The organism is Stenotrophomonas acidaminiphila (genome assembly GCA_002951995.1).
In the GTDB taxonomy this organism is placed as follows: Bacteria; Pseudomonadota; Gammaproteobacteria; order Xanthomonadales; family Xanthomonadaceae; genus Stenotrophomonas; species Stenotrophomonas acidaminiphila_A.
Window position 1 is genome coordinate 2,257,916 of sequence record CP019797.1, and the last position, 26,086, is coordinate 2,284,001.

A 26,086-nucleotide genomic window follows, 5' to 3' on the forward strand; every position below is an offset into this window, starting at 1 on the left:
AGGGCGGCGATTATACCGGCCGGGTGCCGGCACTACCCGGCAGTGGCCTTAACATCGGCGGGAATCATTCCCGCGCGCGCCACGGAGCCCTCCCATGAACCACTGGATCACCCTCGCAACCGCCCATGGCCCGGTACGCGCCTGGCAGGCCCTGCCCGACGCCCCCGCGCGCGCCGGGCTGGTGGTGATCCAGGAGATCTTCGGCGCCAACGCCCATATCCGCCATGTCGCCGAGCAGTATGCAGCCGAGGGCTACGCGGTGCTGGCCCCCTCCTTCTTCGACCCGATCGAACCAGGGCTGGAGCTGGACTACGACGCCGCCGGCACCGCCCGCGGCAGGGCGCTGGTGGACGCGCTGGGCGTGGACCGCGCCGTCGATATCGTGGATGCCGCCGCGCACGCCCTGGCCGGGCACGGCAAGGTCGGGACCGTGGGCTACTGCTGGGGCGGCACCATCGCCCTGCTCGCAGCGCAGCGGCTGGGCCTGCCCTCGGCCAGCTATTACGGCGCACGCAACGTGCCGTTCCTGGATGCGCCGTTCAAGGCCCCGGCGATCTTCCACTTCGGCGCGCAGGACCCCTCGATCCCGGCGGCCGCCGTTGCAGCGCACCGTGAAAAGCAACCGTCGATGCAGGTATACGTGTACCCGGCCGACCACGCCTTCAACCGCGAGGTCGGCGCGCACTACCACGCTCCGAGCGCCGCGCTTGCGCGCGAACGCACCCTGGCCTTCTTCAGCGAGAACCTGCGATGACCGACGTTGTGACGTCCGATTTCGAGCTTGACACCCGCCTTGCCGCCGACAGCGTGCTGATCGCCGACGGCCCGCTGTCCCAGATCCGGCTGATGAACGACGACCGCTTCCCCTGGGTCGTGCTGGTGCCGCGCGTCGCCGGCGCCAGCGAGTGGATCGACCTGGACGGCAACCAGCAGCGGCTGCTGCTGGCCGAGATCAACCAGGTCTCCCGCCACCTGAAACAGAAGCCCAACGTCACCAAGCTCAACATCGGCGCGCTCGGCAACATCGTGCCGCAGCTGCACATCCACCTGGTCGGCCGCCATGAGGGCGATGCCGCCTGGCCCGGACCGGTCTGGGGCAGCGGCCCGGCGCAGCGCTTCGACCCGGGGGTGCTGGCCGAGCGTGTCGAAATCTGGCGCCAGCGGCTACGATAGCCACCACTTCAACCAAGGACCCGCAAGTCGATGCGCTCCAACCTGATCGCCGCCCTGATCCTGATCGTCGTCGGCCTGTTCTTCCTGGCCAAGAACCTGGGCTGGATCAACGGCAACATCGGCTCGATGCTGGCCACCTGGTGGCCGGCCATCCTGGTGGCCGTGGGCATCGGCATGCTGTTCGGGCGCGGCAAGTAGGCCCGGGCCGCCGGCGCAAACACGAAGGGCGCGGAATTCCGCGCCCTTTTCGTCTGCCGTAGTCCCCCGCTCAGGTACGCGGCAGGGTCACCCCGGTCTGGCCCTGGTACTTGCCGCCGCGATCGCGGTAGGACGTCTCGCAGACATCGTCCTTGTCGGCCTGGAAGAACAGCATCTGCGCCACGCCCTCGTTGGCATAGATGCGTGCCGGCAGCGGCGTGGTGTTGGAGAACTCCAAGGTCACGTGGCCTTCCCACTCCGGCTCCAGCGGGGTCACGTTGACGATGATGCCGCAGCGCGCATAGGTGCTCTTGCCCAGGCACACCACCAGCGTGTCGCGCGGGATGCGGAAATACTCCACCGTGCGCGCCAGCGCGAACGAGTTCGGCGGGATGATGCACTCGTCGGCCTCGATGTCGACGAAGCTCTTCGGGTCGAAGTGCTTGGGGTCGACGATGGTCGAGTTGATGTTGGTGAACACCTTGAATTCGCGCGAACAGCGCACGTCATAGCCGTAGCTGGAGGTGCCGTAGCTGACGATGCGCTGGCCATCAAGCTGCTTGACCTGCCCGGCTTCGTACGGCTCGATCATGCCGTGCTGCTCGGACATGCGGCGGATCCAGCGGTCACTCTTGATGCTCATTCGACGTTCCTGGTGGCGATGGAACCCGGCCCGCGGGCCGGAGGGAGGGCGATTCTAGCCCAAGCCCGGCGCCTGGCATGGCGCCCGGGTGGTAGCGGCGGCCGGCTCAGACCAGCGAGGAAACGATGGGAATGCCCGCCCGCGGGCGCTTGCCCAGCTCCTCGACCATGCGCTGCGCCGCCGCCACATAGGCTTTGGCGGCCGCCGAATCAGGTGCCGCCGCCACGATCGGCGTGCCGGCGTCGCCCTGCTCGCGGATGCCGATCTCCAGCGGCAGCGCGCCCAGCAGCGGCACCCCGTACTGGGCGGCCATGCGCTGGCCGCCGCCTTCGCCGAACAGGTGCTCGACATGGCCGCAGCTGGAGCAGGTATGCACCGCCATGTTCTCGATGATGCCCAGCACCGGCACTTCGACCTTCTCGAACATCTTCAGCGCCTTGCGCGCGTCCAGGGTGGCGATGTCCTGCGGCGTGGTCACGATCACCGCGCCGGCCACCGGGATCTTCTGCGCCAGGGTCAGCTGGATGTCGCCGGTGCCCGGCGGCAGGTCGACCAGCAGGTAGTCCAGGTCGTCCCAGCGGGTGTCGTTGAACAGCTGGGTCAGCGCCGACGTGGCCATTGGCCCGCGCCAGATCATCGGCGAGTCCTGATCGACCAGGAACCCGATCGACATGGTCTCCACCCCGAACGCCCGCATCGGCTCGATCGACTTGTTGTCCGGGCTCTCCGGGCGCCCGCTGAGCCCCAGCATCGCCGGCATGCTGGGCCCGTAGATGTCGGCATCCAGCACCCCCACCCGCGCGCCCAGTTGCTGCAGCGCCACAGCCAGGTTAACCGCCGTCGTCGACTTGCCGACCCCGCCCTTGCCGGAACCCACGGCGATGACGTTGCGGATGCGGGGATGGGGCGAAAGGCCCTTCTGGACGCGGTGAATGCTCGTCGACAGGGCGGCTTTCTGCGAGGCCATGCTAGTAATTCCTGATCAGATAAACCCGCAGATGATGCTTCATAGAAGAGCTCCAGGGTAGCGGCAGGCCAGGCGCCCCATTCCTTTGATGGCCCGATGCAGCGGCACCAGACCCTGCATCACGTGCGGCACTCCGACGACTTGAGTTCTGGGCCACCACGCAGTTGCGCTTCCATAGGACATCCAGTGCGCTCGGATCTTCAATGAGACCTGACCACCGTCGTCGAGCCAGAAGATTGCCGGATCACGCACTTATGACCATGAACTGAATGGTTGACATGCAAAATTAACCATGTGTTAATTCGAAGTTATCGGCACATGAATTTTTTGCGACGTGATTCCAGACCGCGAGGAGAGTGAAGCACGGACTGCCGATCCGGCTTTCACCTCGCACACTGCACCCAGGGGCAACCGATGATCAACCGCTTCTCACTCAGCCGTCACCCGCTGTCGTTCGCGCTCGCCAGTGCCATGCTAGTCACTGCAGTAGCGCCGGCTCATGCTCAGGAAGCTGAACTCCAGCCCGGCCATGAGGTTAGCAACAAGAATGCAACCAATCTGGACAAGGTCACAGTCACCGGCTCCCGCATCAAGCGCGCAGAGGTCGAGGGTCCAGCACCGGTAACAGTGATTTCCTCCGCTCAGATCGAGCGCGAAGGCTTCACTACCGTCTTCGATGCGCTCAACACCCTGACCCAGGCCAGCGGCTCCACCCAGAATGAGATTTTCCAGGGTGGCTTCACGCCGAATGCCAGCGTGATCAACCTCCGCGGCCTCGGCCCGGGCCGCACCCTGCTGCTGATCAATGGCCGTCGTGCCGCCGACTACCCACTGCCCTACAACGGGCAGAGCAACTTCGCCAACTTCGGCAATATCCCCCGCCGCAGTCGAGCGTATCGAACTGCTGGCCGGCGGCGCTTCGGCGATTTACGGCTCCGACGCCGTTGCCGGCGTGGTCAACATCGTTCTCAAAACGAACTTCGAAGGCGATCTGCTCAAGGTCAAGGGCTCCACCACCACCGATGGCGGCCGAGATCGCGCCGACCTGCAGTGGATTGGCGGAAAGACGGGCGACAAGTGGAGCGTCACTTATGCCGTCGAGTATTTCAACTCCGAGCCGCTGCATGCGTTCCAGCGTGACTTCATGGACTCGCTGCTGGACAACCCGCTGCCACCGGACTACGTGGGCATCCAGCCAACCGGAACCATGCGCGTCCGCGACCGCACCAAGAGCGCGAACAGCTATATCGCGCCGCCCCCGGGGGCGTGCGAGCAGTTTGGCGACGAGTGGGTTCGCCACAACTATCGCTCCGCTAATGCAGCCGGCGTGATCACCAACCTTGGCCAGGCTTGCGGCAGCTACAAGGATGTGGGTTACCAGACGATCAGCAATGGCAACAACGACATGTCGGCCTACCTGTACGGCACGTTCGATTTCGACAGCGGGGTCCAGGCATGGGCAAGCCTGCAGACTTACTGGTCGCGCGCCAAGTACACCGGTGGCACCCAGTTCTGGGTGGCCCCACTGTCGGTGGCCTCTGGTACGACCAGGGCCTTGGCACCATCGTCGACGCGCAGCGCGTCTTCACACCGCAGGAAGCCGGCGGCGTGGACAAGCTGATGAGCAAGAACGACGAGAAGTCCTACGATTTTGCCGTCGGCTTCAAGGGGAACTTCGGTGAACGCTTCGACTGGGATGCCACCCTGTCCCGCGCGGAGTACCGCATCAAGGTCGAAACTCCGCGCCTTATCGCCTCGAAGATCAACGACTGGTTCCTCGGCCAGCGTATTGGCACGCGCAACGGCTACGCGATCTATGATCTGAATGAATCCCGCTACTACAGTGCGCTGACGCCTGAGCAGTTCGCGTCGATGAGCACCGTCATCAAGACGGATGCAAAGTCGTACGTGAACCAGGGCAACTTCGTGGTTTCCGGTGATCTCTTCGAACTGCCTGCGGGTCCGCTCGGCTTCGCAGCCGTGGTGGAAGCATCCCAGCAAGAGTACGAGCTGAACGAAGATCCGCGTATCCTGCCGGACTATACCGGTGCCGATCGCCCCTACAACCGAACGGGCACGGGCGGCGGCGGCAAGCGTGACCGTTACGCGACGGGTGTCGAGCTGTCTGTTCCGATCTTCGACAGCCTGAAGGCCAGCATCGCCGGCCGTCTTGACAAGTACGACGACATCACGGCGGTGGATGACGCCCGCACTTGGAACGCAGGCCTCGAATGGCGTCCGTTCTCGAACCTGCTGGTGCGCGGCTCCTACGCGACCAGCTTCCGCGCCCCGGACATGCACTACGTATTCGCAGAGCGCAGCGGCTCGTACAGCAGCATTCTCGACGTGCGCCGCTGCCTTGAAAGTGGCCGCGTGGCGTCGCAGTGCCCGACCTCGGATACGACCACCAACTACACTGCGTTCGGCGTCCGCCAGGGCACCAAGGATCTGCGTGAAGAGACCGGCAAGTCGTGGACGGCCGGCTTCGTGTGGGACATCATTGACGGCCTGTCGATCAGCGCCGACTACTACCACATCGAGTTGGAGGACGTGGTCTCCGACATCACTTCCGCCTATATCCTGGAAGGGGAAGCGGGCTGCATCACCGGCAAGACCCGCAATGGCCAGCCGTTCACCCTGGGCACCTTGGGTTCCGCATTCTGTAACGACATGCTGTCGCGTGTTTCCCGCCTGAGCGCTCCGGGCACGCCGAACGATGGTCAGATCACGGAGATCCGCCGTGGCCCGATCAACCGCGCGGTCCTCGGCACCAAGGGTATCGACGCGACCCTGGACTACAGGCTGGACACCGACCGACTGGGTGACTTCCGCGTCCAGGTGGGCTGGTCGCACACCCTGGGCCAGACCTCCGCGCAGTTCAAGACCGACCCGGTCCTGGACTACCGCGATGACCTGGGTAACTTCGATTTCCGTAGCCGTATCCGTGCAACCGGTACCTGGCAGCGTAATGACTGGCAGGCGGCATTGTTCATGATCCGCTATGGCAGCCTGCCCAATTGGCAGGAAACCGGCCGCATCGCCCCCTATTTCATCTGGAACGGCAGTGTCGGCAAGAAGATCACTGACAAGGCACAGGTGAACCTGTACGTCAACAACATGTTCGACAACCATCACCCGAGGGACGACGGCTTCAACTCTTACCCGTACTTCTGGCGCGCCTTTGATGCAGTTGGACGTGAGGTTGCGGTCGAGTTCCAGTACCGCTTCCGTTGATTGAACACGTGATGTAAACCGAATGGCCCGGGTACTCCCGGGCCATTCTGTTGATGCGCAAGCCGATATCAGACAAGGAAATCCAGATGAAATCATGCCTGCCAGCAGCCATTCTGCTCACACTTTCCATCTCGGCCGCCTCTGCGGCGCCGGTGCAGTCGCCCCCGTCAATCCGCGACTTTGTCGCGCACTCCGCCTACGGTACCGCCAAGATTTCGCCGGATGGGCGCTATATCGCCATCACCATGGATCGCGGTGAACAGGACGTACTGGCCGTACTGCGGACTTCCGACCTCAAGATCGTCAAGGTCAACCAGCTCCCCGACCAGAAAAGCGTTGGCAGTTTCTACTGGACGAGCCCGGAACGCCTGATGTTCAACGCTGTCAAGAAGATGGGCGGTTATGCGGCTCCCTTTTCGACCGGAGAATGGTTTGCCGTGAACGCAGATGGCTCGCAGCCGCGGCCACTCATTTTCTACGGCACCCGTGATGCCACCCAACGGGCAAAGACCGTCGGCGCAGAGCGTTTCAGTCTGCTTGATACGCTAAAAGACGACGATCAGAACGTGATCATGCAAGTGACCAGCGCCCGTTCCTCCGAGGGCGTCGGCACCGAAATCGTCAGGATGGACACTTTGAGTGGACGGCGTACCAGCCTGGCGCGCGCACCGAAGGAGAACTGCAACATCACCCTAGATTCCGCCAAGCAACCGCAGTTCGCAGTCTGCTCCACCAGCAAGGGTGACGATGGCGAGTACGATGAGCGAACCGAGCTCTACCGGCGGGATGCGGGCAACTGGACCCTGATCAACTCATCCCAATCGGACGGCAACCATCTGGATATCGTGCGCGCAACCACGAACGGCACGATCTATGCAAGCCGCGATGACGGACGGCGGCCAGCCGCGATAGGCACGCTGGATCCCTCGACAGGAAAGTTCACGACGCTTCACCAGGATCCCGTCGCCGAGGTCTCCGACATGATCTGGTCAACCGATGAAACAACGCTCATTGGCGTGGTGACCGAGGCCGGGGCCCCCAAGGTCACACTCACCAATGAAGATCATCCGGATGCACAGCTTTATCTGTCGCTGGCGAATGCGTTCGAAGGGCAGATGGTCGACTTCTCCAACGCCACTGCCGATGGCAAGAAGATCATCGTCAACGTTTACAGCGATACCAACCCATCCGAGCTGTATCTGTTCGATCGTGAAAGCGGCAAGGCGCGGTTTCTGATGAAGCAGAGGCCGCAGCTGGCGTCGGCCCGGCTCGCCTCGGTGAAGCCTTTCTCGTTCACCTCTCGTGACGGAAAGCTCATCCATGCATTCCTCACCCTACCGCACGGCAGTGATGGCAAGAATCTTCCACTGATCGTGAATCCACACGGCGGCCCCATCGGCCCGCGCGACCGCTGGGGTTTCAATCCGGAAACACAATTATTTGCCAGCAGGGGCTATGCGACGCTGCAGGTCAACTACCGAGGCTCGGGTGGGTATGGCAAGGAATTTCAGGATGCAGGCCACCAGCAATGGAGCCAAGGAATCCAGAACGACATACTCGACGCGACGCACTGGGTGATCGACAACGGCTACGCCAACAAGGATCGCATCTGTATATACGGCGGCAGCTTCGGCGGCTATTCCGCACTGATGGCACCCATCAGAGAACCCGGCCTGTTCAAATGCACGTTCGGATATGTGGGTGTCTATGACATCGACATGATGTTCAAGAAGGGCGACATACCCGAGCGGGACTCGGGTCGTCGCTTCCTGCGGCGTACGCATGGGACCGATTCCAAGCTGTGGGCGGAGAGCTCACCCGCACGCCGGGCTGACGAAGTGAAGATCCCGGTGTATCTCGCCGCTGGTGCCCGTGACGTACGCACTCCGCCAGAGCAAACGGAACTGATGAACAAGGCTCTGATCGCAGCAGGCAACAAACCGGAAGGCATGATCATCCAGTCCGGCGAAATGCATGGCTTCTACGGCGAGGACGCACGCGTCAACCTGTACACGGAGATGCTGGGCTTCTTCCAGCGTCATATCGGCGATGGCAAGGTCGATGTCGGCCAACCGACCAACGCGGACTGACGCGGGCGTGGTAAACGCGCCCGGAGAATGGCGGTGCCACGAGCGACGGGGGGCGTTTCGCGCCCCTCGTCGCCGCAATGACTTTTGACCGTTCCACGGCACCTGCCAGCCAGTCGAACATTGCTTCATGGCAGGGACAGCAGAAAGCAGACATATGACGCTTAAAGGCACATTCACCAGGGCATTTATCTTATTGGCCCTGTCGAGCGCTTGGACTCCCGCTGTCGCGCGCGAGGCAGTCGGTACGCTTCCGGCCGATCCTGTACAGGATCCACTGATGGTCACATCCGGCTTCCTCAATGGACACCCGGACTTGCGCTTTCGAATGCTTGGCATTGAAAAATACAAGTCGGGTGAGCACAAAAAGGCGCTGCGATACTTCCAGAATGCTGCCTTTTACGGGGACAAGCCGTCACAAGGCATGGTCGCGGAGATGTTATGGACCGGCACCGGCACCGAGCGCGACCGGGCGCGGGCCTATGCCTGGATGGATCTCGCAGCAGAGCGTGGCTACGAGGGTTTTGCGGGGATGCGCGAGCGGTACTGGACTGACCTGTCAGAAGACGAGCGTGCACAGGCGCTTGAGGTAGGGCAGGAGGTCTATGCCCGTTACGGTGACGCGGCGGCGTTGCCGCGTATTGCCTCCAAGCTACGCAGAGAGCGCAGGAGCCTTACCGGCAGCAGGACCGGTTTTAGCGGGAACGTACGCATCATCATTCCCACGGCCGTGGGCAGTACCGAAATTGATGGTTCGAAGTTCTATGACGAACGCTATTGGGATCCTGCCAAGTACCAGGCATGGCAGGATTCGTCATGGATTAAGCCGCGCATCGCCACCGTAAACGTCGGCTCCGCGCAACAGCTGCCTGCCGACAAGCAGCCGTCACGCATATCGCCGGTGGCGCCGCTTCTGGACGCTCCAGAACCGGACGCAGACGATGAGATGCCCCGTATTGAAGGCCTCCGTGACAGTCCCTGACAACGCCGGACCTGCTCCGTCGTCGTCAAACGCGGTCCTTTAGTATCTCCCGCGCCGCATTATGCCCCGGCGCCCCGGTCACGCCGCCGCCGGGATGGGTGCCGGAACCGCACAGGTACAGCCCGGGGATCGCGCCGCGGTAGTTGGCCTGGCCCAGCATCGGCCTCGCGCTGAACAGCTGGTTGAGGCTCAGCGCGCCGTGGAAGATGTCGCCACCCACCAGGCCGAAGGTGCGCTCCAGGTCCAGCGGGCTGAGGATCTGCCGGCCCAGCACCGAGGCGGCGAAGCCGGGGGCGTGGCGCTCGACGGTGGCAATCATCAGGTCGGCCACCTCCTCGCGGTGGTCGTCCCAGCTGCGCCCGTCCGGCAGCTGCGGCGCCACGTGCTGGCAGAACAGGCTGGCCACGTGCTGGCCCGGTGGCGCCAGCGAATCGTCCAGCGTGCTGGGAATGAGCATCTCCACCACCGGCTCGCGCGACCAGCCGTGGCGGCGCGCGTCCTGCCAGGCACGGTCCATGTAGTCCAGGCTCGGGGCGATGATGATGCCAGCGGTGAGATGGTCGCCCTGCCCCGGCAGCACGCTGAAATCGGGCAGCCGCGACAGCGCCACGTTCATGCGGAACGTGCCCGAACCGCAGCGCCAGTTCGCCATCCGCTCGCGGGTGGCCGGGGGCACGTCCGCCGGTTCCAGCAACCGTTCGTACAGCAGTTTTGGATTCACGTTGGCGACCACCGCGCGGGCGCGGATCACCTCGCCGCCGGTAGTCACCACGCCGGTCGCCCGCCCTCCTTCCACCAGCACCCGCTCCACGCCGGCGCCGGTGCGGATCACTGCGCCGGCCTCGATCGCCGAACGCGCCATCGCCTGGGTGATGGCGCCCATGCCGCCGAGGGCATGGCCCCAGGCGCCCTTGACCCCGTTGCTCTGCCCGAACACGTGGTGCAGCAGCACGTAGGCGGTGCCCGGCGCATACGGGCTGGCGTAGTTGCCGACGATGCCGTCGAAGCCGAACAGCGCCTTGATCGGTTCGCTTTCGAACCAGCGGTCCAGGTATTCGGCCGCGGACAGGGTGAACAGGTCCAGCAATTCCTGTTTCAAGGCGATGTCCAGGCCCTGCAGGCGCCGCCCCAGCTGGCCGGCCTTCCACAGTTCCGGCAGCGCATGCAGCCATCCGCCGCCGGTCACGTTCGGCGGCGGCTGCAGCGCCACCGCGCGCAGCACGTCGGCGAAGATCTCCAGGCGCTGCTCGTAGGCCGGCAGGCGTTCGGCATCGCGGGCGGAGAACTTCGCCACTTCCACGCCGGTGCGCCCGCCGCCGGCCAGCAGGTAGCGGCCGCCCGGCAGCGGCAGGAAATTGTTGATCCGCCGCGGCACCACGCGCAGGCCATGGCGCTCGAGCTGCAGGTCCTCGATCACCCGCGGCTGCAGCAGCGACACCGTGTAGGACGCCACCGAATTGCGGAAGCCGGGGTGGAATTCCTCGGTGACCGCGGCGCCGCCGACCACCTCGCGCCGCTCCAGCACCAGTACCCGTTTGCCGGCCCTGGCCAGGTAGGCCGCGCACACCAGTCCGTTGTGGCCGCCGCCGACCAGGACCGCATCCCACTGCCGCGAAGCGTTGTCTGTCATCCGCCCTGTATATCACCCCGCGGCAGCCGCCGGACCCGGCGACCGGCATGACCTTCGACACCCTTTCGGCAACGGTTACAGGCGTATCTTCTGCGCACGCCCCGTGATCGGGGTCTCACCCATGCACCGAATCCGGCCCGGAGGCCTCCTGTGATCGTTCGCAAACCCCAGATTCTCCTGCTGACCCTGGCCGTCTCGGCCGCGCTGGTCGGCTGCAAGAAAGAAGAAGCCCCGGCCGCGGCCGCCACCGCGCCGGCCCCGAGGCCGCCGCCGAACTGAAGCTGGACGAGTCCAAGCTGCCGGCCTACAACGCCTTCAGCGTGGCCGACCTGGATCCCAGCAAGGACGCCTGCACCGACTTCGGCGGCTACGTCAACGACAAGTGGCTCAGCGCCAACGAGATCCCGGGCGACCGCACCAGCTGGGGCGCCTTCACCATCCTCGACGAGCGCTCGGTCGCCGTGCAGCACCAGCTGGCCGAACAGGCCGCGGCGATGAAGAACGCGACCGGCGTGGAGAAGATCGTCGGCGACTTCTGGGCCTCGGGCATGGACGAAGCCAAGATCAACGCGCTGGGCATCACCCCGCTGAAGGCCGACCTGGAGGCCATCGACGCGCTGGCCGACAAGGACGCCATCGCCAACTACCTGCGCACCAGCGCCGCCAAGGGCGAGAACGTGCTGTTCGGCTTCGGCCCCGAAGCGGACTTCAAGAACTCGTCGATGAACATGGCCTACGCCAGCCAGGGCGGCCTGGGCCTGCCGGACAGCACCTACTACACCGACGCGAAGAAGGCCGACAAGCTCAAGGCCTACCAGGCGCACGTGGCCAAGGTGCTGGAACTGTCGGGCGTGGCCGCGGCCGACGCCGCCAAGCAGGCCGAGGACGTGGTCAAGTTCGAGACCCGCCTGGCCAAGGCCTCCAAGTCCAGCGTCGAGCTGTCGCGCGATGTCTCGCTGTACTACAACCCGGTCACCGTGGCCGACGCCGACAAGCTGACCCCGAACTTCAGCTGGAGCAAGTTCTTCGAGGCGCAGGGCATCGCCGCGCCGGAGAAGTTCTCGCTGGCCATCCCCGGCTTCCACCAGGAAGTGAGCAAGATGCTGGGCGACACCGACCCGGCCGCATGGCGCGCCTACCTGCGCTTCCACACCGTCGACGGCGCCTCGCCGTACCTGAGCGATGCGTTCGTGCAGGAGAACTACGCGTTCTACGGCAAGGAACTCAACGGCCAGAAGGAAATCAAGCCGCGCTGGAAGCGCGTGCTGGGGACCATCGAAAACGACGCCGGCGAAGCCTTCGGCCAGATGTACGTCAAGGTCGCCTTCTCGCCGGAAGCCAAGGCCAAGATGGAAGAACTGGTGAAGAACCTGGCCGCGGCGCTGAAGGACCGCATCCAGAACCTGCCGTGGATGAGCGCCGAGACCAAGGCCAAGGCCATCGCCAAGTGGGAGACCTTCACCCCGAAGATCGGCTACCCGGACAAGTGGCGCGACTGGAGCGGCCTGCAGACCAGGCACGACGACTACCTGGGCAACATCCGCGCCGCCAACGCGTTCAACTACAAGTTCGCGTTGTCCAAGATCGGCCAGCCCGTCGACAAGACCGAGTGGGGCATGACCCCGCAGACGGTCAATGCCTACTACAACCCGCTGCAGAACGAGATCGTGTTCCCGGCCGCCATCCTGCAGCCGCCGTTCTTCGACCCCAACGCCGACGACGCGCTCAACTACGGCGGCATCGGCGCGGTGATCGGCCATGAGATGACCCACGGCTACGACGACCAGGGCAGCCGCTTCGGGCCGACCGGCAACTTCGAGAACTGGTGGACCGAGGCCGACGCCAAGGGCTTCTCCAGCCTGACCGGCAAGCTGGTCAAGCAGTTCGACGAGTACAAGGTGGGCGACCAGAACGTCAACGGCTCGCTGACCCTGGGCGAGAACATCGCCGACCTCGGCGGCCTGGCCACCGCCTACGACGCCCTGCAGAAGGCCAGCGCCGGCAAGGAAGACCCCAAGATCGACGGCTTCACCCGCGACCAGCGCTTCTTCTTCAACTGGGCCACCGTGTGGCGCACCAAGTACACCCCGGAGAACGCCAAGGTCCGCCTGGCCACCGACCCGCACGCCCCGGCGCAGTTCCGCGCCATGGGTGCGCCGTCGAACCTGCCGACCTTCGCCGCCGCGTTCCAGTGCAAGGCCGGCTCGCCGATGGTCCGCACCGGCGACAAGCAGGTGGTGATCTGGTAATCGGCCAGCGCACCACGCGCCAGCCAACGAAGGCCCGGGATTTCCCGGGCCTTTCGTTTTCCGCGCGCCGCGCACGCACGAAGGCGCCACGCGCGCGGCGCCGACGCAACCGCGGCGCCTGCCCGCACCGCTGCCGTGGCACGCTCCTCCGTCTGCGCCGCCCGCTGCTAAACTCCGCCCACTTTCAGTCCTCGACGGATCCGCTGCACATGCCCACCCTCCGCCCGCTTTCCCTGGCACTGGCCTTCGGCGTGGCCGCCGCGCTGTCGGCGCCTGGCGCCGATGCCGCGCGCAAGAAGGCTGCCCCGCGCGCGCCCGCGGTCAGCCCCGCCTGCACCGACTTCTACGAGCAGGCCAACGCAGACTGGCTCAAGGCCAATCCGGTGCCGCAGGTCGGCGCCGTCACCGCGCTGGGGCAACTGGCCGACAACGCCCGCACCCAGCAGCGCCAACTGCTGGAGCGCGCGATGACCGCGCCGCAGGGCAACGTGCAGAAGCTGCTGGGCGATTTCTGGGCCAGCGGCTTGGACGAAGCCGCGGTGGAAGCCGACGGCTCCAAGCCGATCGCGCCGCTGCTGGGCCGCATCAATGCGATCAGGAAAGCGAAGGACATCCCCGCCTCGATCGCCGCGCTGCACCAGGTCGGCATCCCGGTGGCGTTCAACTTCGCCCCGGACGTCGACCTCAAGGCGCTGGACCGCCACATCGGCTACTTCATGCAGGGCGGCATGGGCCTGCCCGACCCGGCCTTCTACACCCGCACCGACGCCGACACGGTGGCGCTGATGGGTCGCTACCGCGCCTACGTGAAGCAGATCCTGGCGCTGACCGGTACCCCGACCAACAAGCTCGACGCCGAGTCGGCGCTGGTGATCCAGCTGGAGACCGAACTGGCGCGCAACGCGCAGCCGCTGGCCGGCATCAACAACCCGTTCAACAACTACGCGCCGGTCTCCACCAAGGACCTGAACAGCCGCTACCGCAACCTGCAGCTGGACGCGTTCCTCAAGGCGCAGGGCGTCAACGACGACCTGGTGTCGCTGTCCGATCCGGCGCTGTTCCAGCAGCTCAACGGCATGATCACCCGGCTGCCGGCCGAGCAGTGGAAGGCCTACCTGCGCTGGCGCGTGGGCGATGCCATGGCGCCGTACCTGTCCAAGGCCTACCGTGACGCGGAATTCGAGTTCCGCGGCCGCGTGCTGCGCGGCCAGGCCATCGCGCCGGCGCGCTGGGAACAGGTGCTCGACGCGATCAACGTCGCCGCCGGCCCGATGCTGGGCCATGAATACGCCGCCGCCCATGTCAGCCGCGACGCGCTGCGCCAGGCCGGGCTGATGGTCGACCAGATCCGTGAAGCGCAGATCGCCGCGGTCAAGCGCAGCACCTGGATGAGCGCCGAGGCCAGGAGCGAGGCCGAGGCCAAGCTGGCCGCGCTGAAGATCGAGATCGGCAAGCCGCTGCGCGACCTCGACTACACCGTGCAGCCGATGGGGCGTGGCAGCTTCGGCGGCAACATGCTGATCGCCTCGACCTGGCGCCATGCCCAGGAAATGAAGCGCATCGGCAAGGGCAACGCCGACCGCCGCTGGGACGTGCTGCCACAGCAGCCGGCGCTGTCCTACGACCTGGCGCAGAACCGCCTGATCGTCACCGCCGCTGCGCTGCAGGGGCCGATCTTCACCGATGCCGACGGCCTGCCGGGCAAGTTCGGCGCCTATGGCGGCCTGGTCGCGCATGAGATCAGCCGCGCCATCGACGCCAAGGGCGCGCTGGTCGATGCCAAGGGCGAACTGCGCAGCTGGTGGACGCCGGCGGACAAGAGCGCCTGGACCCTGATCGGCAACCGCGTCGCCGCGCAATACGGCGCTTACCCGTTCCCGGGGTGAAGGACGCCAAGGTCAACGGCGAACTGACCCGCGACGAGAACATGGCCGACATTTCCGGCGTGGAGATCGCCTGGGAGGCGTTCGCCGCCGCGCAGCCGGACGCCAGCCCGGCCGACCGCCAGGCCTTCTTCCGCGCCTGGGCATCGCTGTGGCCGCAGCAGCTCTCGCCCAACGAGGCGGTGCAGCGGCTGGGCGCCGAACCGCGCGCGCCGGGCCGCTGGCGTACCAACGGCCCGCTGGCCAACCTGCCGGCCTTCGGCACGGCGTTCCAGTGCAAGCCCGGCCAGCCGATGCAGCGCACCGATGCGGAGCAGATCCGGATCTGGCGCTGACACCCTCCTCGGCCCACGAAAAAGGCGCGGATTTCCGCGCCTTTTTTTGTTTCCTGCCCGGTAGAGGCGGGGCTCGCCGCGCATGACCCCTGCATGACGCCTCGCCTGGACAGCCCTGTGCCGGGCAAGCCCGGCACCTACGGGTGACGCGCGCCGCGCGTCATTTCACCCGGCGCAGGTGGTTGGGACGGCCGCCACCACCGCGGCGGTTGAACGGCGGCTGCCCGCGCCAGTAGCGGATCAGCAGCCAGCCGAACAGCATGCCGCCCAGGTGCGCGAAATGCGCCACGCCCGGCTGCCAGCCGGTGAACCCCAGCATCAGCTCGATGGCGCCGAACACGATGACGAAGGTGCGCGCCTTCATCGGGATCGGCGGGAACAGCAGCATCACCCGCTGGTTTGGGAACAGCATGCCGAACGCCAGCAGCAGGCCGAACACGCCACCGGACGCGCCCAGCACCGGGCCGCCCTCGCCGATCAGCGCCGCCACCAGCAGCTGGCACAGGCCGGCGCCGGCCACGCACACCAGGTAATACGTGGCAAAGCGCTTCTCGCCCCAGGTCAGTTCCAGCGGTGCGCCGAACATGTACAGCGCCAGCATGTTGAACAACAGGTGGGTGAAACCGCCATGCAGGAAGCCATAGGTCAGCAGTTGCCAGGGCTGGAAGTTCTGCCCGGGCGAGAACGGGTCGAAGCCACCGGTATTGAGCGGCCACAACATGAACGGCTCGAACGTTTCCATCCCCAGCAGGAACGGCTGCTGCAGGATGAACAGCACGATGTTGGCGATCAGCAGCGCCTTGGTGACGGTGGGCAATCGGGGAAACATGGCGGCATCCTTGGGAACTGCCGCCATGATAGCCGGGGACGCGCCGCTACCTTCGCTGATGCGCCATCGCCTTCGCGCTGACGCCCCACGGTTTGCAACGCAAACCGCGGGCCCCAGCTCGGGCTTCCAGACCCCCGCCGCTTCGCGGCCGCCCCCTGACTCAGGGGGAATGCGTCATCGCCTTCGCGCTGACGCCCCACGATTTGCAACGCAAACCGCGGGCCCCATCTCGTGCTTCCAGACCCCCGCCGCTTCGCGGCCGCCCCTGACTCAGGGGGAATGCGTCATCGCCTTCGCGCTGACGCCCCACGGTTTGCAACGCAAACCGTGGGCCCCAGCTCGTGCTTCCAGACCCCCGCCGCTTCGCGGCCGCCCCTGACTCAGGGGAATGCGTCATCGCCTTCGCGCTGACGCCCCACGGTTTGCAACGCAAACCGTGGGCCCCATCTCGTGCTTCCAGACCCCCGCCGCTTCGCGGCCGCCCCCTGACTCAGGGGGCTTTGTTCCAGATACATACGCGGGTACCGGCTGTCGGCTGCGCGCTCGATCCGCTCACTTGAAACCGGCCGCGGTGTCCTGGTTCCCCGCGCTTCTTCACCCGTTCCTGCTCCAGGCAGGCCCCCAGATCCGGGCATCCAGGTCGTGCGGCGGCCGCGCGCGCCGGACCCGGCCGTTCTCGACCACCACGCCCTCGGCGCGCAGGCGTTGTGCCTGCTCGCGCCAGCCGGCCGACCCCTCGGGCAGGGCGATGCGCCCATCCGAACGCAGCACCCGGTGCCACGGCAGGGTCCGGTCGTCGTTGCCGCCGAGCAGCCGCGCCACCAGCCGCGCGCGGCCCGGCAGCCCGGCCTTGGCCGCGACCTCGCCGTAGCCCATCACCTGCCCGCGCGGGATGGCGCGGATTACCGCCAGGATGCGTGCCTGTGCCGCCGCCGCATCGGTCGCCGCGCTCACCGTCTGCGGGCCACGCCGCTGCCCACCAGCAGCACGCCCAGCAGCACCAGCACGGTGCCGGTGCCCTGCCATGGGCCCATCGGTTCGTCCAGCAGCCATACGCTCAGCACAATGGTGGAGACCGGGCCCAGCATACTCACCTGCGCGGCCAGCGAGGACCCGATGCGCTTGACCCCGAGCATGATCGCCAGCACCGGCAACACCGTGCACACGGTGCCGTTGAGCAGCGACAGCCAGTACACCGGCGGCGGCTGCCTGCCGAGCGCCGCCAGTGGCTGCAGCAGCAGGTACTGACCGATGCACAGCACGCAGGCCACGGTGCTGGCGTAGGCGGTCAGGCGCACCGCGCCGATCCGCGCCACCGCCTGGCCGCTGCCGAACAGGTAGACCGCGTAGCTGAGCGCGCTGGCGAACACCAGCGCCGCGCCGAGCAGCGTGCGCCGGCCATCGAGCTGAATGTCGTGGCCGAAGGCCAGCAGCACGCCCAGGTAACTGACCAGCAACGCCAGCACCTGCAGCCGCGTCGGCCGCTGCCGCAGCACCAGCAGCGCGATCAGCACCACCAGGGTCGGGCTCAGGTACAGGATCAGCCGCTCCAGCGTGGCGCTGATGTACTGCAGCCCCAGGAAATCCAGGTAGCTGGACAGGTAATAGCCGCTGAAGCCCAGCAGCGCCACCCGCCCCAGGTCGCCGCGCGACAGCGCCGGCGCCCGGCGCGCGGCCCACGCACCCATGGTCACGAAGAACGGCAGCGCGACCAGCATGCGCAGCGCCAGCAGCGTGGTCGCATCGGCACCGTGGCGGTAGGCCAGCTTGACGATCACCGCCTTGCCGGATGCGGTGATGGCGCCCACGCCAGCCAGCAGCAGGCCGCTGGCAAGCAGGCGCCGCGACGTGGTCGGCAGCGACGAAGCGACCGGCGCTGGCGCCGCAGCGGCGCTGCTGGGGGAAGCATTCACGGGATGAGCGCATCCGGGGGAGATGAGCCCGGCATTATCCCGCCTGCGGCGCGCTCAGCGCATCAGCACCACTTCCTCGGCCGAGGTCGGGTGGATCGCCACGATGTCGGCCATCTGCCGGCGGGTCACCCCGGCCTTGAGCGCCACCGCGAAGCCCTGCAGGATCTCGTCGGCGCCCTCGCCCAGCAGGTGGATGCCGACGACCTTCTCGTCCGCGCCGGCGCAGACCATCTTGAACAGCGAACGGGTCTGGCCCTCGCCGAGCGCCTGCAGCATCGGCCGGAAGCGGCTGTGGTACGTGGTGACGGTGTCGAAGCGCCCGCGCGCCTGCGCCTCGCTCAGGCCGACGCTGCCCAGCGGCGGGTGCGAGAACACCACGCTGGGGATGTTGTCGTAGTCCAGCCGCGCCTCCGGCTGGCCGCCGTACAGGCGGTCCATCAGCCGGCGCGCGGCGGCGACCGCCACCGGCGTCAGCATCGCCTGCGCGGTCACGTCGCCGACCGCGCTGATGCCGGGCACGGAGGTGTTCTGGAACGCATCGACCACGATGGCGCCGTTGTCGTCCAGCGCCACCCCCGCGGCCTCCAGCCCCAGCCCGCGGGTGCTCGGGGCACGGCCGGTGGCGAACAGGACGGTGTCGAACAGCGCGTCTGCGGCACCGCCCCGCAGGCGCGCGTGGATGCCGCCCGCGCGCCGCTCCAGGGCCTGCAACTGGCACTCGAACCGCACCGTGATGCCCTGCTGACGCAGGTTCTGCGCCAACTGCGCCGTCATTTCGGCGTCGAACTGCGACAGCAGCTCCTTGCCGCGCACCAGCAGCGTCACCTCGCTGCCCAGCCCATGCAGCACGCCGGCCAGTTCTACCGCGATGTAGCCGCCACCGACGATGGCCACCCGCGCCGGTGCCGCCTGCAGGGCGAAGAAATCGTCCGAGACCCCGCCCAGCCCGGCACCGGGCAGGTCCGGCTTCAACGCATGCGAGCCGGTGGCGATGACGATATGCCCGGCGTGCAGCCGGGTGCCGTCCTCGCATTCCACGGTGCGGGCGTCGCGCAGGCGGCCGCGCTGCGCGATGTGCACCACGCCGCTGTCCTGCAGCCGCTGCCGGTAGCTGGCATGGATGCCATCGATGTACTGCTGCCGGCGCTGCAGCAGCCGCGGCCATGACAGGCGCGGCGCCGCTGGCACGTCGAAGCCCAGCGCCGAGGCCAGCGCGATGCGCTCGGCGAGGTCGGCCGCCAGCCACATGGCCTTCTTCGGCACGCAACCGACGTTGACGCAGGTACCGCCCAGCAACGCCGGTTCCAGCATCGCCACCTTCGCGCCGTGCGACGCGGCGCGGAAACACGCGGCCAGCCCGCCGGAGCCACCGCCGAGCACGACCAGATCGAATGACTGCCCGCTCACCGCGCCGCTCCCATGCGCCGGGATGCGGTTTCGATCACCGCCACATGCCCGCTGATGAGGTCGGTCATTGCGCGTCCACTCCTGTTGTCCATGCGGGCCCCGAGCATGCCATGCCGTGCCGTTGCCGGCCTGTAAATGCCCCGCGAAACCGATCCACGCGGCCGCGGCCATGCGCCACCGACGCCGCCGGGCGGGCATCAGGCAACGCGCGGGCAGCGGGCGCAGCCGGGCGTGGTCACCCACGGCGCGGCTATCGCGGCCGCGCGTCGGCCGGATCGCGGCGCAGGGGCGGCAACCGCCAGTAGGTGATCGCACGCCACAGCCATTCCATCGGCCCGAAACGGAAATGGCGCAACCAGACCCGGCTCAGCAGCAGCTGCACCGCGAACAGCGCCACCGCGAACAGCAGTTGCCACGCGCGTCCCATCTGCTCGAAACCGCCCAGCCCATAGCCGTAGAACAGCAGCGTGCATACCAGCGACTGCCCCAGGTAATTGCTCAGCGCCATGCGCCCGGCCGGGGCCAGCCCGCGCAGCGCGTGGCTCCAGCGCACGCCCCAGGCCAGGTAGCCCAGGCACATCAGCAGGCCGGCCACCGCGGTACCGCCGTAGGCCGCGGCCGAACGCAGGTCGAAACGCCCCGGCGCCAGCCACGGCTGGTACCAGGCGCAGGCCAGCATCAGCGCAAGGCCCAGCGGCAGCGCGCCCCAGCGCAGCCACGCGAACAGCCGCCGGTGCGCCTCGGGATCGGCGATGGCGCCGCTGCGCGCGAACCAGCTGCCGATCAGGAACATGCCCAGCACCTGCGGCCCCACCACCAGCAGCGCGCCCAGCGATGCGCCGAAATCGCGCAGCCGCTGCAGCACCGCCTGGCCATAGGTGCCGTGCCCGTAGGCCTGTCGCTGGGCCTCGATCGCGGCCTGCGCGTGGGTCGCCTGCGCGGCCGTGGTGTCGGCCGGCACCAGCAGCATCAGCGCGCCCAGCAGCAGCATCAGCCCGACCGCCGCCAGGTAGGCCAGCACGCCCATTGCCGGCAGCCAGGCACGCGGCGCGTCACGGAACGCCAGCAACAGGAACGACAACAGCGCGTAGGCGACCAGGATGTCGCCGGACCACAGCAGCAGCGCATGCACCAGGCCGATGCCCAGCAGGCCGAGGCTGCGGCGCAGGTAGAAGCGGTTGAAGTCGCGCCCGGCGACCTCGGCGCGCTGCGCCATCACCGCGAAGCCGGCGCCGAACAGCAGCGAGAACAGGGTGAAGAATTTGCCCTGCACGAAGATGTAGACGAAGGCGTCCGCCCAGCGGTCCACGCCCTGCCAGTGCGGGTCGATGCCACTGGTGGACAGGTCCAGCGGGCCGACAAAGGCCTCCATGTTCATCAGCAGGATGCCCAGCAGCGCCAGTCCACGCAGGACATCGAGCGTGGCGATGCGCTCGTCCGGCGCGATCGGCTGGAAAGTGGCGTTGGACACGTCCGTGGTTCCCCCGTGGATGGACCGGCGATTAGAGCATGCGGCCACGGCCACCGTCCGCGGCGCCGGAAAACGAAACGGCCCGCACAGGGCGGGCCGTTCGCTGCGGAATCGCCGGTCGGGCGATCAGTGGTGGTGGCCACCGTCGCCATGCACGTGGCCGTGCTGCACTTCTTCTTCGTTGGCCTCGCGGACTTCCACGATCTCCACGTCGAAGTGCAGGTCCTTGCCGGCCATCGGGTGGTTCAGGTCGACGTCGACCACGGTCATGCCGACCTTCTCGACGGTGACCGCGCGCGGGCCGAAGTTGGTCTGCAGGATCACCTGCTGGCCCGGTACCAGGCGGGTGTTGCCGAAGTGCTTCTTCGGCACGCGCTGGGTCAGGCCCTCGCGGCGCTCGCCGTAGGCGTCGGCCGACTTCACGTCCACGCCGAAGCTCTCGCCGGCCTCCTTGTCCATCATCGCCGTCTCCAGGCCCGGGATGATGTTGCCGTGGCCGATCAGGATCGCCAGCGGCTCACCACGCTCGCGGGAGCTTTCGATCGGCTCCTGGCCGACTTCGGAAACGGTGTAGTGGAAACGGACGACGCGGTCTTTTTCGATCTTCATGCGCAACTCTTCAGTGGCTGCCCGCTGGCAGACGTTGGGACGGCCTTGCCGGCCGACGGGGAGGCGGCCATCATGGCAGCCGTCTTGAGGTGGCGCATTATCCGGGCTCCATGCACATCACGCCAGTTTTCCGGTACCGCCGCTGGCGGCTGCCGGCCCTGCTCGCCGCGGCCACGGTTCTCGCCGCCTGCGGCCATGCGCCCGCCAGGCGCCCCGCCCCGCCCCCGGCCAGCCATGCCTGGCCACAGGTGACCCCGGCCGATCCGGCCGCGGCCTCATCGGTGCTGATGCGGGCGCTGGGGCTGGTCGGCACGCCGTACCGCTATGGCGGCAATACGCCCGAATCGGGTTTCGACTGCAGCGGGCTGGTCAGCTATGTCTACCGCGACATGCTGGCGCTGAACCTGCCGCGCACCTCGCGCGAGCTGGCCGCCGTGCAGGGCCCCCGCATCGCGCCGCGGCAGCTGGCGGCTGGCGACCTGGTGTTCTTCGGCGACAAGGGCAACGTCTGGCACGTCGGCATCTATGTCGGCGAGGGGCGCTTCGTGCACGCGCCGAGCACCGGTGGCACGGTGCGGCTGGACCATCTGGAAGGCCCGTACTGGCGCGACCACTACACCGGCGCCAAGCGCGTGCTGCATTGAAGTGTGAAAAAAGTCATAGGAAATAATGAAAATTTAACGAAATTTGTACCTATGCACACTTTTCACAGGGCATGATCGCCCATCGCTTTTTTCCGTGACTGCCGCGTGACGAACGAAAATCCGTCCCATCCGGGTCAACCCGGTCACCGAATTCCCGCCTTCCGCCGGCTGCTGTGCGCCGCGGCCCTGGCCATCACCGCCATGCCGGCGCTCGCCCAGAGCGCTCCCGATGCCGAGCCCGCCGCCCGCCCGGCCGGGGCCAAGCCGGACGCCCAGCGCAGCAAGGCCGACGCCGCCGCCACCGCGACCCTGGCCGCCCTGCTCCCGCACCTGGCCGCCAACGACACCATTCCGCTGATGGACCGCTCGGCGATGTTCGCCGGCGACCTCGGCCGCCTGCTCTCGGCCTACGACGCATCCAAGAGCGTGGCCGGCGCCACCGACACGGCGCTGGCCAACGACAGCGACGGCAAGGTGCAGTCGATCCTGCGCCGCGCCATGACCCTGCTAGGCACCCCGTACCGCTGGGGTGGCACCTCGCCGGACGCCGGTTTCGACTGCAGCGGCCTGGTCGGCTACGTGTTCCGCACCGCGCTGGGCATCGAGCTGCCGCGGGTGTCGCGCGAGATGGCCAGCCAGGCCAGCAACGAGCTGATCAAGGACCGTTCGGCGCTGGTCGCCGGCGACCTGGTGTTCTTCGGCCGCAGGGGCCGCGTCGACCATGTCGGCATCTACGTCGGCGAAGGCCGCTTCCTGCATGCGCCGAGCACCGGCAAGGACGTGCGCACCGACACCCTGCTCAGCGGATACTGGGGCGACAAGTTCATGCAGGCGCGCCGCCTGGACCTGTAACCGGCGTCCCGGGGTGCCTCTTGCAAAGCCGCGGCTCCGCCGCGGCTTTTTTCATGCCTGTCCCCGGATGGCGCCAGCCACCTGGCCGCCGTGTCTCCGGGCCGGAGTCGCTCCGGCCCGGATGGGGTGCCTCAGCGCTGCTCGACGCCGAACGGGCCGAACGGCTCCAGCTGCGGGGCGACCGCATCGCGGTCACCGACCACGATCACCGACTGCGCTTCCGGCGCGTAGTAACGCGCGGCCACCGCCTGCAGTGCCGCCGCGTCCACCGCACGGATCCTGCCCACGTACTGGCCCAGGAACTCCGGCGGCAGCCCGGCGAGCCAGTTGCTGGCCAGGGTGCCGGCCACCGTGGCCTGCAACTGGTTGCTGATCAGGTAGCCGCCGGCGACATAGCGCTTGGTCGATTCCAATTCGGCGGCCGGTACCGGCTCCTTGCCCAGCCGGTCGAACTCCCTCATGAACTCGTGCAGGGACGCGCCGGTGACCTCGTTGCGCACGTCGGCCGACGCCACCAGGTTGCCGCCGGCGCGCAGCGCCGCCAGGCCCGCGCCGGCACCGTAGGTGTAGCCCTTTTCCTCGCGCAGGTTCTGGTTGAGGCGGCTGCTGATGCCACTGCCCAGCACGGTGCTGGCCAGTTGCAGCGGCACGTAGTCCGGGTCGGTGGCGGCGATGGCCGGGCGCCCGATCCGGAATGTCGACTGCACGCTGCCCGGGCGCGGCAGTATCGTGCGTTGCGCCGGGGCCTGGCGCGGCGCGGGCGCGGTGTCGGCGACCGCATCGCCCTGCCCCCGCCAGTCGCCGAAGGCACGCTCGGCCTCGGCGAACGCGGTCGCAGCGTCGATCCGGCCGGTGATCACCAGCAGGCCATGCCCGGGGCGGAAGCGACGCGCGTGTTCGCGCTTGAGCGCGGCCGGGGTCAGGGCCGGCAAAGTGGCGTGGTCGAGTTGCGTGCGCGCATACGGGTGGTCGCCATAGACCGCCTGCAGCAGCGCGCGCGAGGCACGGAAGCCCGGCTGCGCCTCGGCCGCCTTCAGCTCCTGGGCGGCGTTGGCCCGGGCCAGTTCCACTTCGTTGTCGGCGAAGGCCGGGGTGCGGGCGACTTCGGCGAGCAGCGCCAGCATCGGCTTGGCCTGCGAGGCCAGTGCAGAGCCGCTCAGCAGCAGGCCGTCGACGCTGGCGACGGCGCTGACGCTGCCGCCCATGCCCTGGGCCAGCTCGGCGATCTGGCGCGCGTCGTGCGCCTGGGTGCCAGCGCTCAACAGCCGCGCCAGTACGGTGGCGAAGCCGGGCGTGGCGGCGGCATCGGCGGCCAGCCCGGCACCGCGCATGGCCAGCACGTAGTCCACGCGTGGCAGCCCGTTGCGGGGCACGACCCACACTTCCAGGCCATTGGCCAGGGTCCTGCGCGATATTTCCGGCACCGGCAGCGGTTTGTCGGCGGCATAGTCCGGCAGGCCGGCGGGCAGCGCCGCGGGGGCGGCGCCCGCGCCGGTCGGGGCGAGCGACAGGGCCAGGCCCATCGCGAGCAGGCAGGGTATCGGCTTGATCATGGCGGTGTCCTCACTTCTGCGCGGCGGGGGCCAGCATCGCCGCCGGCTTGCGGTCGATGACGGTGCGGTTGGCGGTGGTCAGGTAGGTGCGCGCGGCGCGCTGTACGTCGGCGGCGTCCACCGCTTCGATCCATCCCGGGATCCGGTTGACCACCTGGGCGTCGCCCCACAGCGCCTGCAGCTTGGCCAGCGCGTCGGCGCGGTCCAGGAACATTTCCAGGCCGTCGTACCACTGCGCCAGCAACTGGGTCTTGACCCGCGCCAGCGTGGCTGCGTCCACGCCCTCGCTGGCGACCCGGGCGATCTCCGCGTCGATCCCGGACAACACCGCGTCGGCATCGTGGTCGGGCTTGTACATGGCAAACACCACGAACAGGGTGGGACCGTCGTACTCCCAGGCGCTGGTCAGGCCATAGAGCGAGTCGACGTTCAACGCCAGCTGGCGCTCCTTGACCAGGCCCTGGTGCAGGCGCGAAGCCTCGCCATTGGCCAGCAGCGCGCCCAGCACCGCCATCGGCGCCTGGTCGCGGCTGCCGCGGTCGGGCATCTTCCAGCCCACCGCCAGCGCCGGCACCTGCGCCAGCGCATCGGACTGCTGCAGGCGGATTTCCTTGGTATTGAGGCCTTCGGCGTAGTCCGGTCGTGGCGGCGTCGGCCGCGCCGGGATGTCGCCGAAGTAGCGTTTGGCCAGGGCGAAGCCCTGTTCCGGGGTGACGTCGCCGGCGATGGACAGCACCGCGTTGTTGGGGCCGTAGTAATCGCGGTGGAAGGCGCGCACGTCGTCGAGGCTGGCGTTCTCCAGATCGTGGAAGCTGCCGTAGCCGTCATGGTTGTTCTCCCACTTGGAGAACGCGTGCTGGCCGATGTCGATCCACATGAAGCCGCCATAGGGCTGGTTCTGGACGTTGTTGCGGATCTCCTCCTTGACCACGTCCTGCTGGTTCTTCAGCGTTTCCGGGTTGAAGTCCAGCGTGCGCATCCGGTCCGCTTCCAGCCACAGCATCGGCTCCAGCGCCGAGACCGGCGCGGTTTCGATGTAGTTGGTGAAGTCGGCACGGGTGGAGCCGTTGTTGCGGCCGCCACCGCCGGTGATCACGCTGTCGAACACGCCCTTGCGCGCCTGCGGCGTGCCCTGGAACATCAGGTGTTCGAACAGGTGCGCAAAACCCGTGCGGTTGCGAGGTTCCAGGCGCATGCCGACGCGGTAGACCACGCTGATCCCGACCACCGGCGCGCTGTGGTCCTCGGACACCACCACGGTCAGGCCGTTGTCGAGTTTCTCGACCGTCACCGGCACCCGCCACTGGTCGGCGTCGGCGGCAGCGGCCGTGCCGGCCAGCGCGCAGCCGGCCAGCAGGAGCATTCGTTGCAGCATCATGGAGCGACTCCTTTCGTTGTCATGGACGGGCCGGATGGCCGCCGCCCCC

The 26,086-nt window shown here is 67.5% G+C and carries 17 protein-coding genes and 3 pseudogenes; 9 read left to right on the forward strand and 11 right to left on the reverse strand.

What is annotated here, in order from left to right; genetic code table 11:
* The first annotated feature begins 94 nt into the window (after positions 1-94).
* Together B1L07_10130 and B1L07_10135 are read left to right on the forward strand one after the other, a co-directional pair.
* On the forward strand, positions 95-754 hold the full coding sequence (locus tag B1L07_10130; protein AUZ55386.1) for a carboxymethylenebutenolidase: 660 nt from the start codon (positions 95-97) through the stop codon (positions 752-754).
* Positions 751-1,173 (forward strand): diadenosine tetraphosphate hydrolase, encoded by a 423-nt coding sequence (locus tag B1L07_10135; GenBank protein AUZ55387.1) that lies wholly within the window; start codon positions 751-753, stop codon positions 1,171-1,173. Before B1L07_10130 ends, B1L07_10135 begins: the two co-directional genes overlap by 4 nt.
* A 268-nt stretch (positions 1,174-1,441) precedes the next feature.
* Here the strand turns inward: B1L07_10135 and B1L07_10140 are convergent, their stop codons facing one another.
* Positions 1,442-2,014, reverse strand: coding sequence for a deoxycytidine triphosphate deaminase (locus B1L07_10140; protein ID AUZ55388.1), 573 nt, complete (start codon positions 2,012-2,014; stop codon positions 1,442-1,444).
* Positions 2,015-2,120: 106 nt separating this feature from the next.
* Complete coding sequence (locus B1L07_10145; GenBank protein AUZ55389.1) at positions 2,121-2,981, reverse strand: Fe-S-binding ATPase; 861 nt, start codon at positions 2,979-2,981, stop codon at positions 2,121-2,123.
* 414 nt (positions 2,982-3,395) lie between these two features.
* On the opposite strand from B1L07_10145, the pseudogene B1L07_10150 reads away from it, so the two are divergent.
* The 3 genes and pseudogenes from B1L07_10150 to B1L07_10160 all read left to right on the forward strand — a co-directional run bounded on the left by B1L07_10150 (position 3,396) and on the right by B1L07_10160 (position 9,284).
* Positions 3,396-6,215 (forward strand): annotated as a pseudogene (locus B1L07_10150) (TonB-dependent receptor).
* 86 nt (positions 6,216-6,301) lie between these two features.
* Positions 6,302-8,305, forward strand: coding sequence for a S9 family peptidase (locus B1L07_10155; GenBank protein ID AUZ55390.1), 2,004 nt, complete (start codon positions 6,302-6,304; stop codon positions 8,303-8,305).
* Positions 8,306-8,582: 277 nt separating this feature from the next.
* Positions 8,583-9,284 (forward strand): hypothetical protein, encoded by a 702-nt coding sequence (locus B1L07_10160; GenBank protein AUZ55391.1) that lies wholly within the window; start codon positions 8,583-8,585, stop codon positions 9,282-9,284.
* A 25-nt stretch (positions 9,285-9,309) separates the two neighbouring features.
* Here B1L07_10160 and B1L07_10165 read toward each other — a convergent pair whose 3' ends face one another.
* Positions 9,310-10,914, reverse strand: coding sequence for an FAD-dependent oxidoreductase (locus B1L07_10165; protein ID AUZ55392.1), 1,605 nt, complete (start codon positions 10,912-10,914; stop codon positions 9,310-9,312).
* A gap of 150 nt (positions 10,915-11,064) precedes the next feature.
* On the opposite strand from B1L07_10165, the pseudogene B1L07_10170 reads away from it, so the two are divergent.
* A pseudogene (locus tag B1L07_10170) lies at positions 11,065-13,163 on the forward strand (peptidase).
* A gap of 209 nt (positions 13,164-13,372) precedes the next feature.
* Positions 13,373-15,381 (forward strand): annotated as a pseudogene (locus B1L07_10175) (peptidase M13).
* A gap of 160 nt (positions 15,382-15,541) precedes the next feature.
* Here the strand turns inward: B1L07_10175 and B1L07_10180 are convergent.
* From B1L07_10180 to B1L07_10205, 6 genes are all read right to left on the reverse strand, one after another.
* Positions 15,542-16,210: a rhomboid family intramembrane serine protease gene (locus B1L07_10180; GenBank protein ID AUZ55393.1), complete on the reverse strand. Its 669-nt coding sequence runs from the start codon at positions 16,208-16,210 to the stop codon at positions 15,542-15,544.
* Between the two features lie 594 nt (positions 16,211-16,804).
* Complete coding sequence (locus B1L07_10185) at positions 16,805-17,164, reverse strand: methylated-DNA--protein-cysteine methyltransferase (protein ID AUZ55394.1); 360 nt, start codon at positions 17,162-17,164, stop codon at positions 16,805-16,807.
* Complete coding sequence (locus B1L07_10190) at positions 17,161-18,069, reverse strand: EamA family transporter (GenBank protein AUZ56543.1); 909 nt, start codon at positions 18,067-18,069, stop codon at positions 17,161-17,163. The genes B1L07_10185 and B1L07_10190 overlap by 4 nt, the downstream gene beginning before the upstream one ends.
* Before the next feature lie 108 nt (positions 18,070-18,177).
* Positions 18,178-19,530: a glutathione-disulfide reductase gene (locus B1L07_10195; protein AUZ55395.1), complete on the reverse strand. Its 1,353-nt coding sequence runs from the start codon at positions 19,528-19,530 to the stop codon at positions 18,178-18,180.
* A 250-nt stretch (positions 19,531-19,780) separates the two neighbouring features.
* Positions 19,781-21,022, reverse strand: a complete 1,242-nt coding sequence (locus B1L07_10200) for a hypothetical protein (protein ID AUZ56545.1) — start codon at positions 21,020-21,022, stop codon at positions 19,781-19,783.
* Between the two features lie 105 nt (positions 21,023-21,127).
* A complete protein-coding gene (locus B1L07_10205) occupies positions 21,128-21,610 on the reverse strand; it encodes a peptidylprolyl isomerase (protein ID AUZ55396.1) in 483 nt (160 codons plus the stop codon).
* A gap of 110 nt (positions 21,611-21,720) precedes the next feature.
* On the opposite strand from B1L07_10205, the gene B1L07_10210 reads away from it, so the two are divergent.
* Positions 21,721-22,254: a hypothetical protein gene (locus B1L07_10210; GenBank protein ID AUZ56544.1), complete on the forward strand. Its 534-nt coding sequence runs from the start codon at positions 21,721-21,723 to the stop codon at positions 22,252-22,254.
* A gap of 105 nt (positions 22,255-22,359) precedes the next feature.
* On the forward strand, positions 22,360-23,106 hold the full coding sequence (locus tag B1L07_10215; GenBank protein ID AUZ55397.1) for a hypothetical protein: 747 nt from the start codon (positions 22,360-22,362) through the stop codon (positions 23,104-23,106).
* 131 nt (positions 23,107-23,237) lie between these two features.
* Here B1L07_10215 and B1L07_10220 read toward each other — a convergent pair whose 3' ends face one another.
* Both B1L07_10220 and B1L07_10225 read right to left on the reverse strand, forming a co-directional pair.
* Positions 23,238-24,659, reverse strand: coding sequence for a peptidase M16 (locus tag B1L07_10220; protein AUZ55398.1), 1,422 nt, complete (start codon positions 24,657-24,659; stop codon positions 23,238-23,240).
* Between the two features lie 10 nt (positions 24,660-24,669).
* The gene (locus tag B1L07_10225) at positions 24,670-26,037 is read right to left on the reverse strand and encodes a peptidase M16 (protein ID AUZ55399.1); all 1,368 of its coding nucleotides are present in this window, start codon (positions 26,035-26,037) and stop codon (positions 24,670-24,672) included.
* Positions 26,038-26,086 lie beyond the last annotated feature (49 nt).

Bases quoted from the DNA above. Each gene is read 5' to 3' on its own strand.
- B1L07_10130 (AUZ55386.1), top strand. From the start codon at position 95: ATGAACCACTGGATCACCCTCGCAACCGCCCATGGCCCGGTACGCGCC.
- B1L07_10135 (AUZ55387.1), top strand. From the start codon at position 751: ATGACCGACGTTGTGACGTCCGATTTCGAGCTTGACACCCGCCTTGCC.
- B1L07_10140 (AUZ55388.1), bottom strand. From the start codon at position 2,014: ATGAGCATCAAGAGTGACCGCTGGATCCGCCGCATGTCCGAGCAGCAC.
- B1L07_10145 (AUZ55389.1), bottom strand. From the start codon at position 2,981: ATGGCCTCGCAGAAAGCCGCCCTGTCGACGAGCATTCACCGCGTCCAG.
- B1L07_10155 (AUZ55390.1), top strand. From the start codon at position 6,302: ATGAAATCATGCCTGCCAGCAGCCATTCTGCTCACACTTTCCATCTCG.
- B1L07_10160 (AUZ55391.1), top strand. From the start codon at position 8,583: ATGGTCACATCCGGCTTCCTCAATGGACACCCGGACTTGCGCTTTCGA.
- B1L07_10165 (AUZ55392.1), bottom strand. From the start codon at position 10,914: ATGACAGACAACGCTTCGCGGCAGTGGGATGCGGTCCTGGTCGGCGGC.
- B1L07_10180 (AUZ55393.1), bottom strand. From the start codon at position 16,210: ATGTTTCCCCGATTGCCCACCGTCACCAAGGCGCTGCTGATCGCCAAC.
- B1L07_10205 (AUZ55396.1), bottom strand. From the start codon at position 21,610: ATGAAGATCGAAAAAGACCGCGTCGTCCGTTTCCACTACACCGTTTCC.
- B1L07_10210 (AUZ56544.1), top strand. From the start codon at position 21,721: ATGCACATCACGCCAGTTTTCCGGTACCGCCGCTGGCGGCTGCCGGCC.
- B1L07_10220 (AUZ55398.1), bottom strand. From the start codon at position 24,659: ATGATCAAGCCGATACCCTGCCTGCTCGCGATGGGCCTGGCCCTGTCG.
- B1L07_10225 (AUZ55399.1), bottom strand. From the start codon at position 26,037: ATGATGCTGCAACGAATGCTCCTGCTGGCCGGCTGCGCGCTGGCCGGC.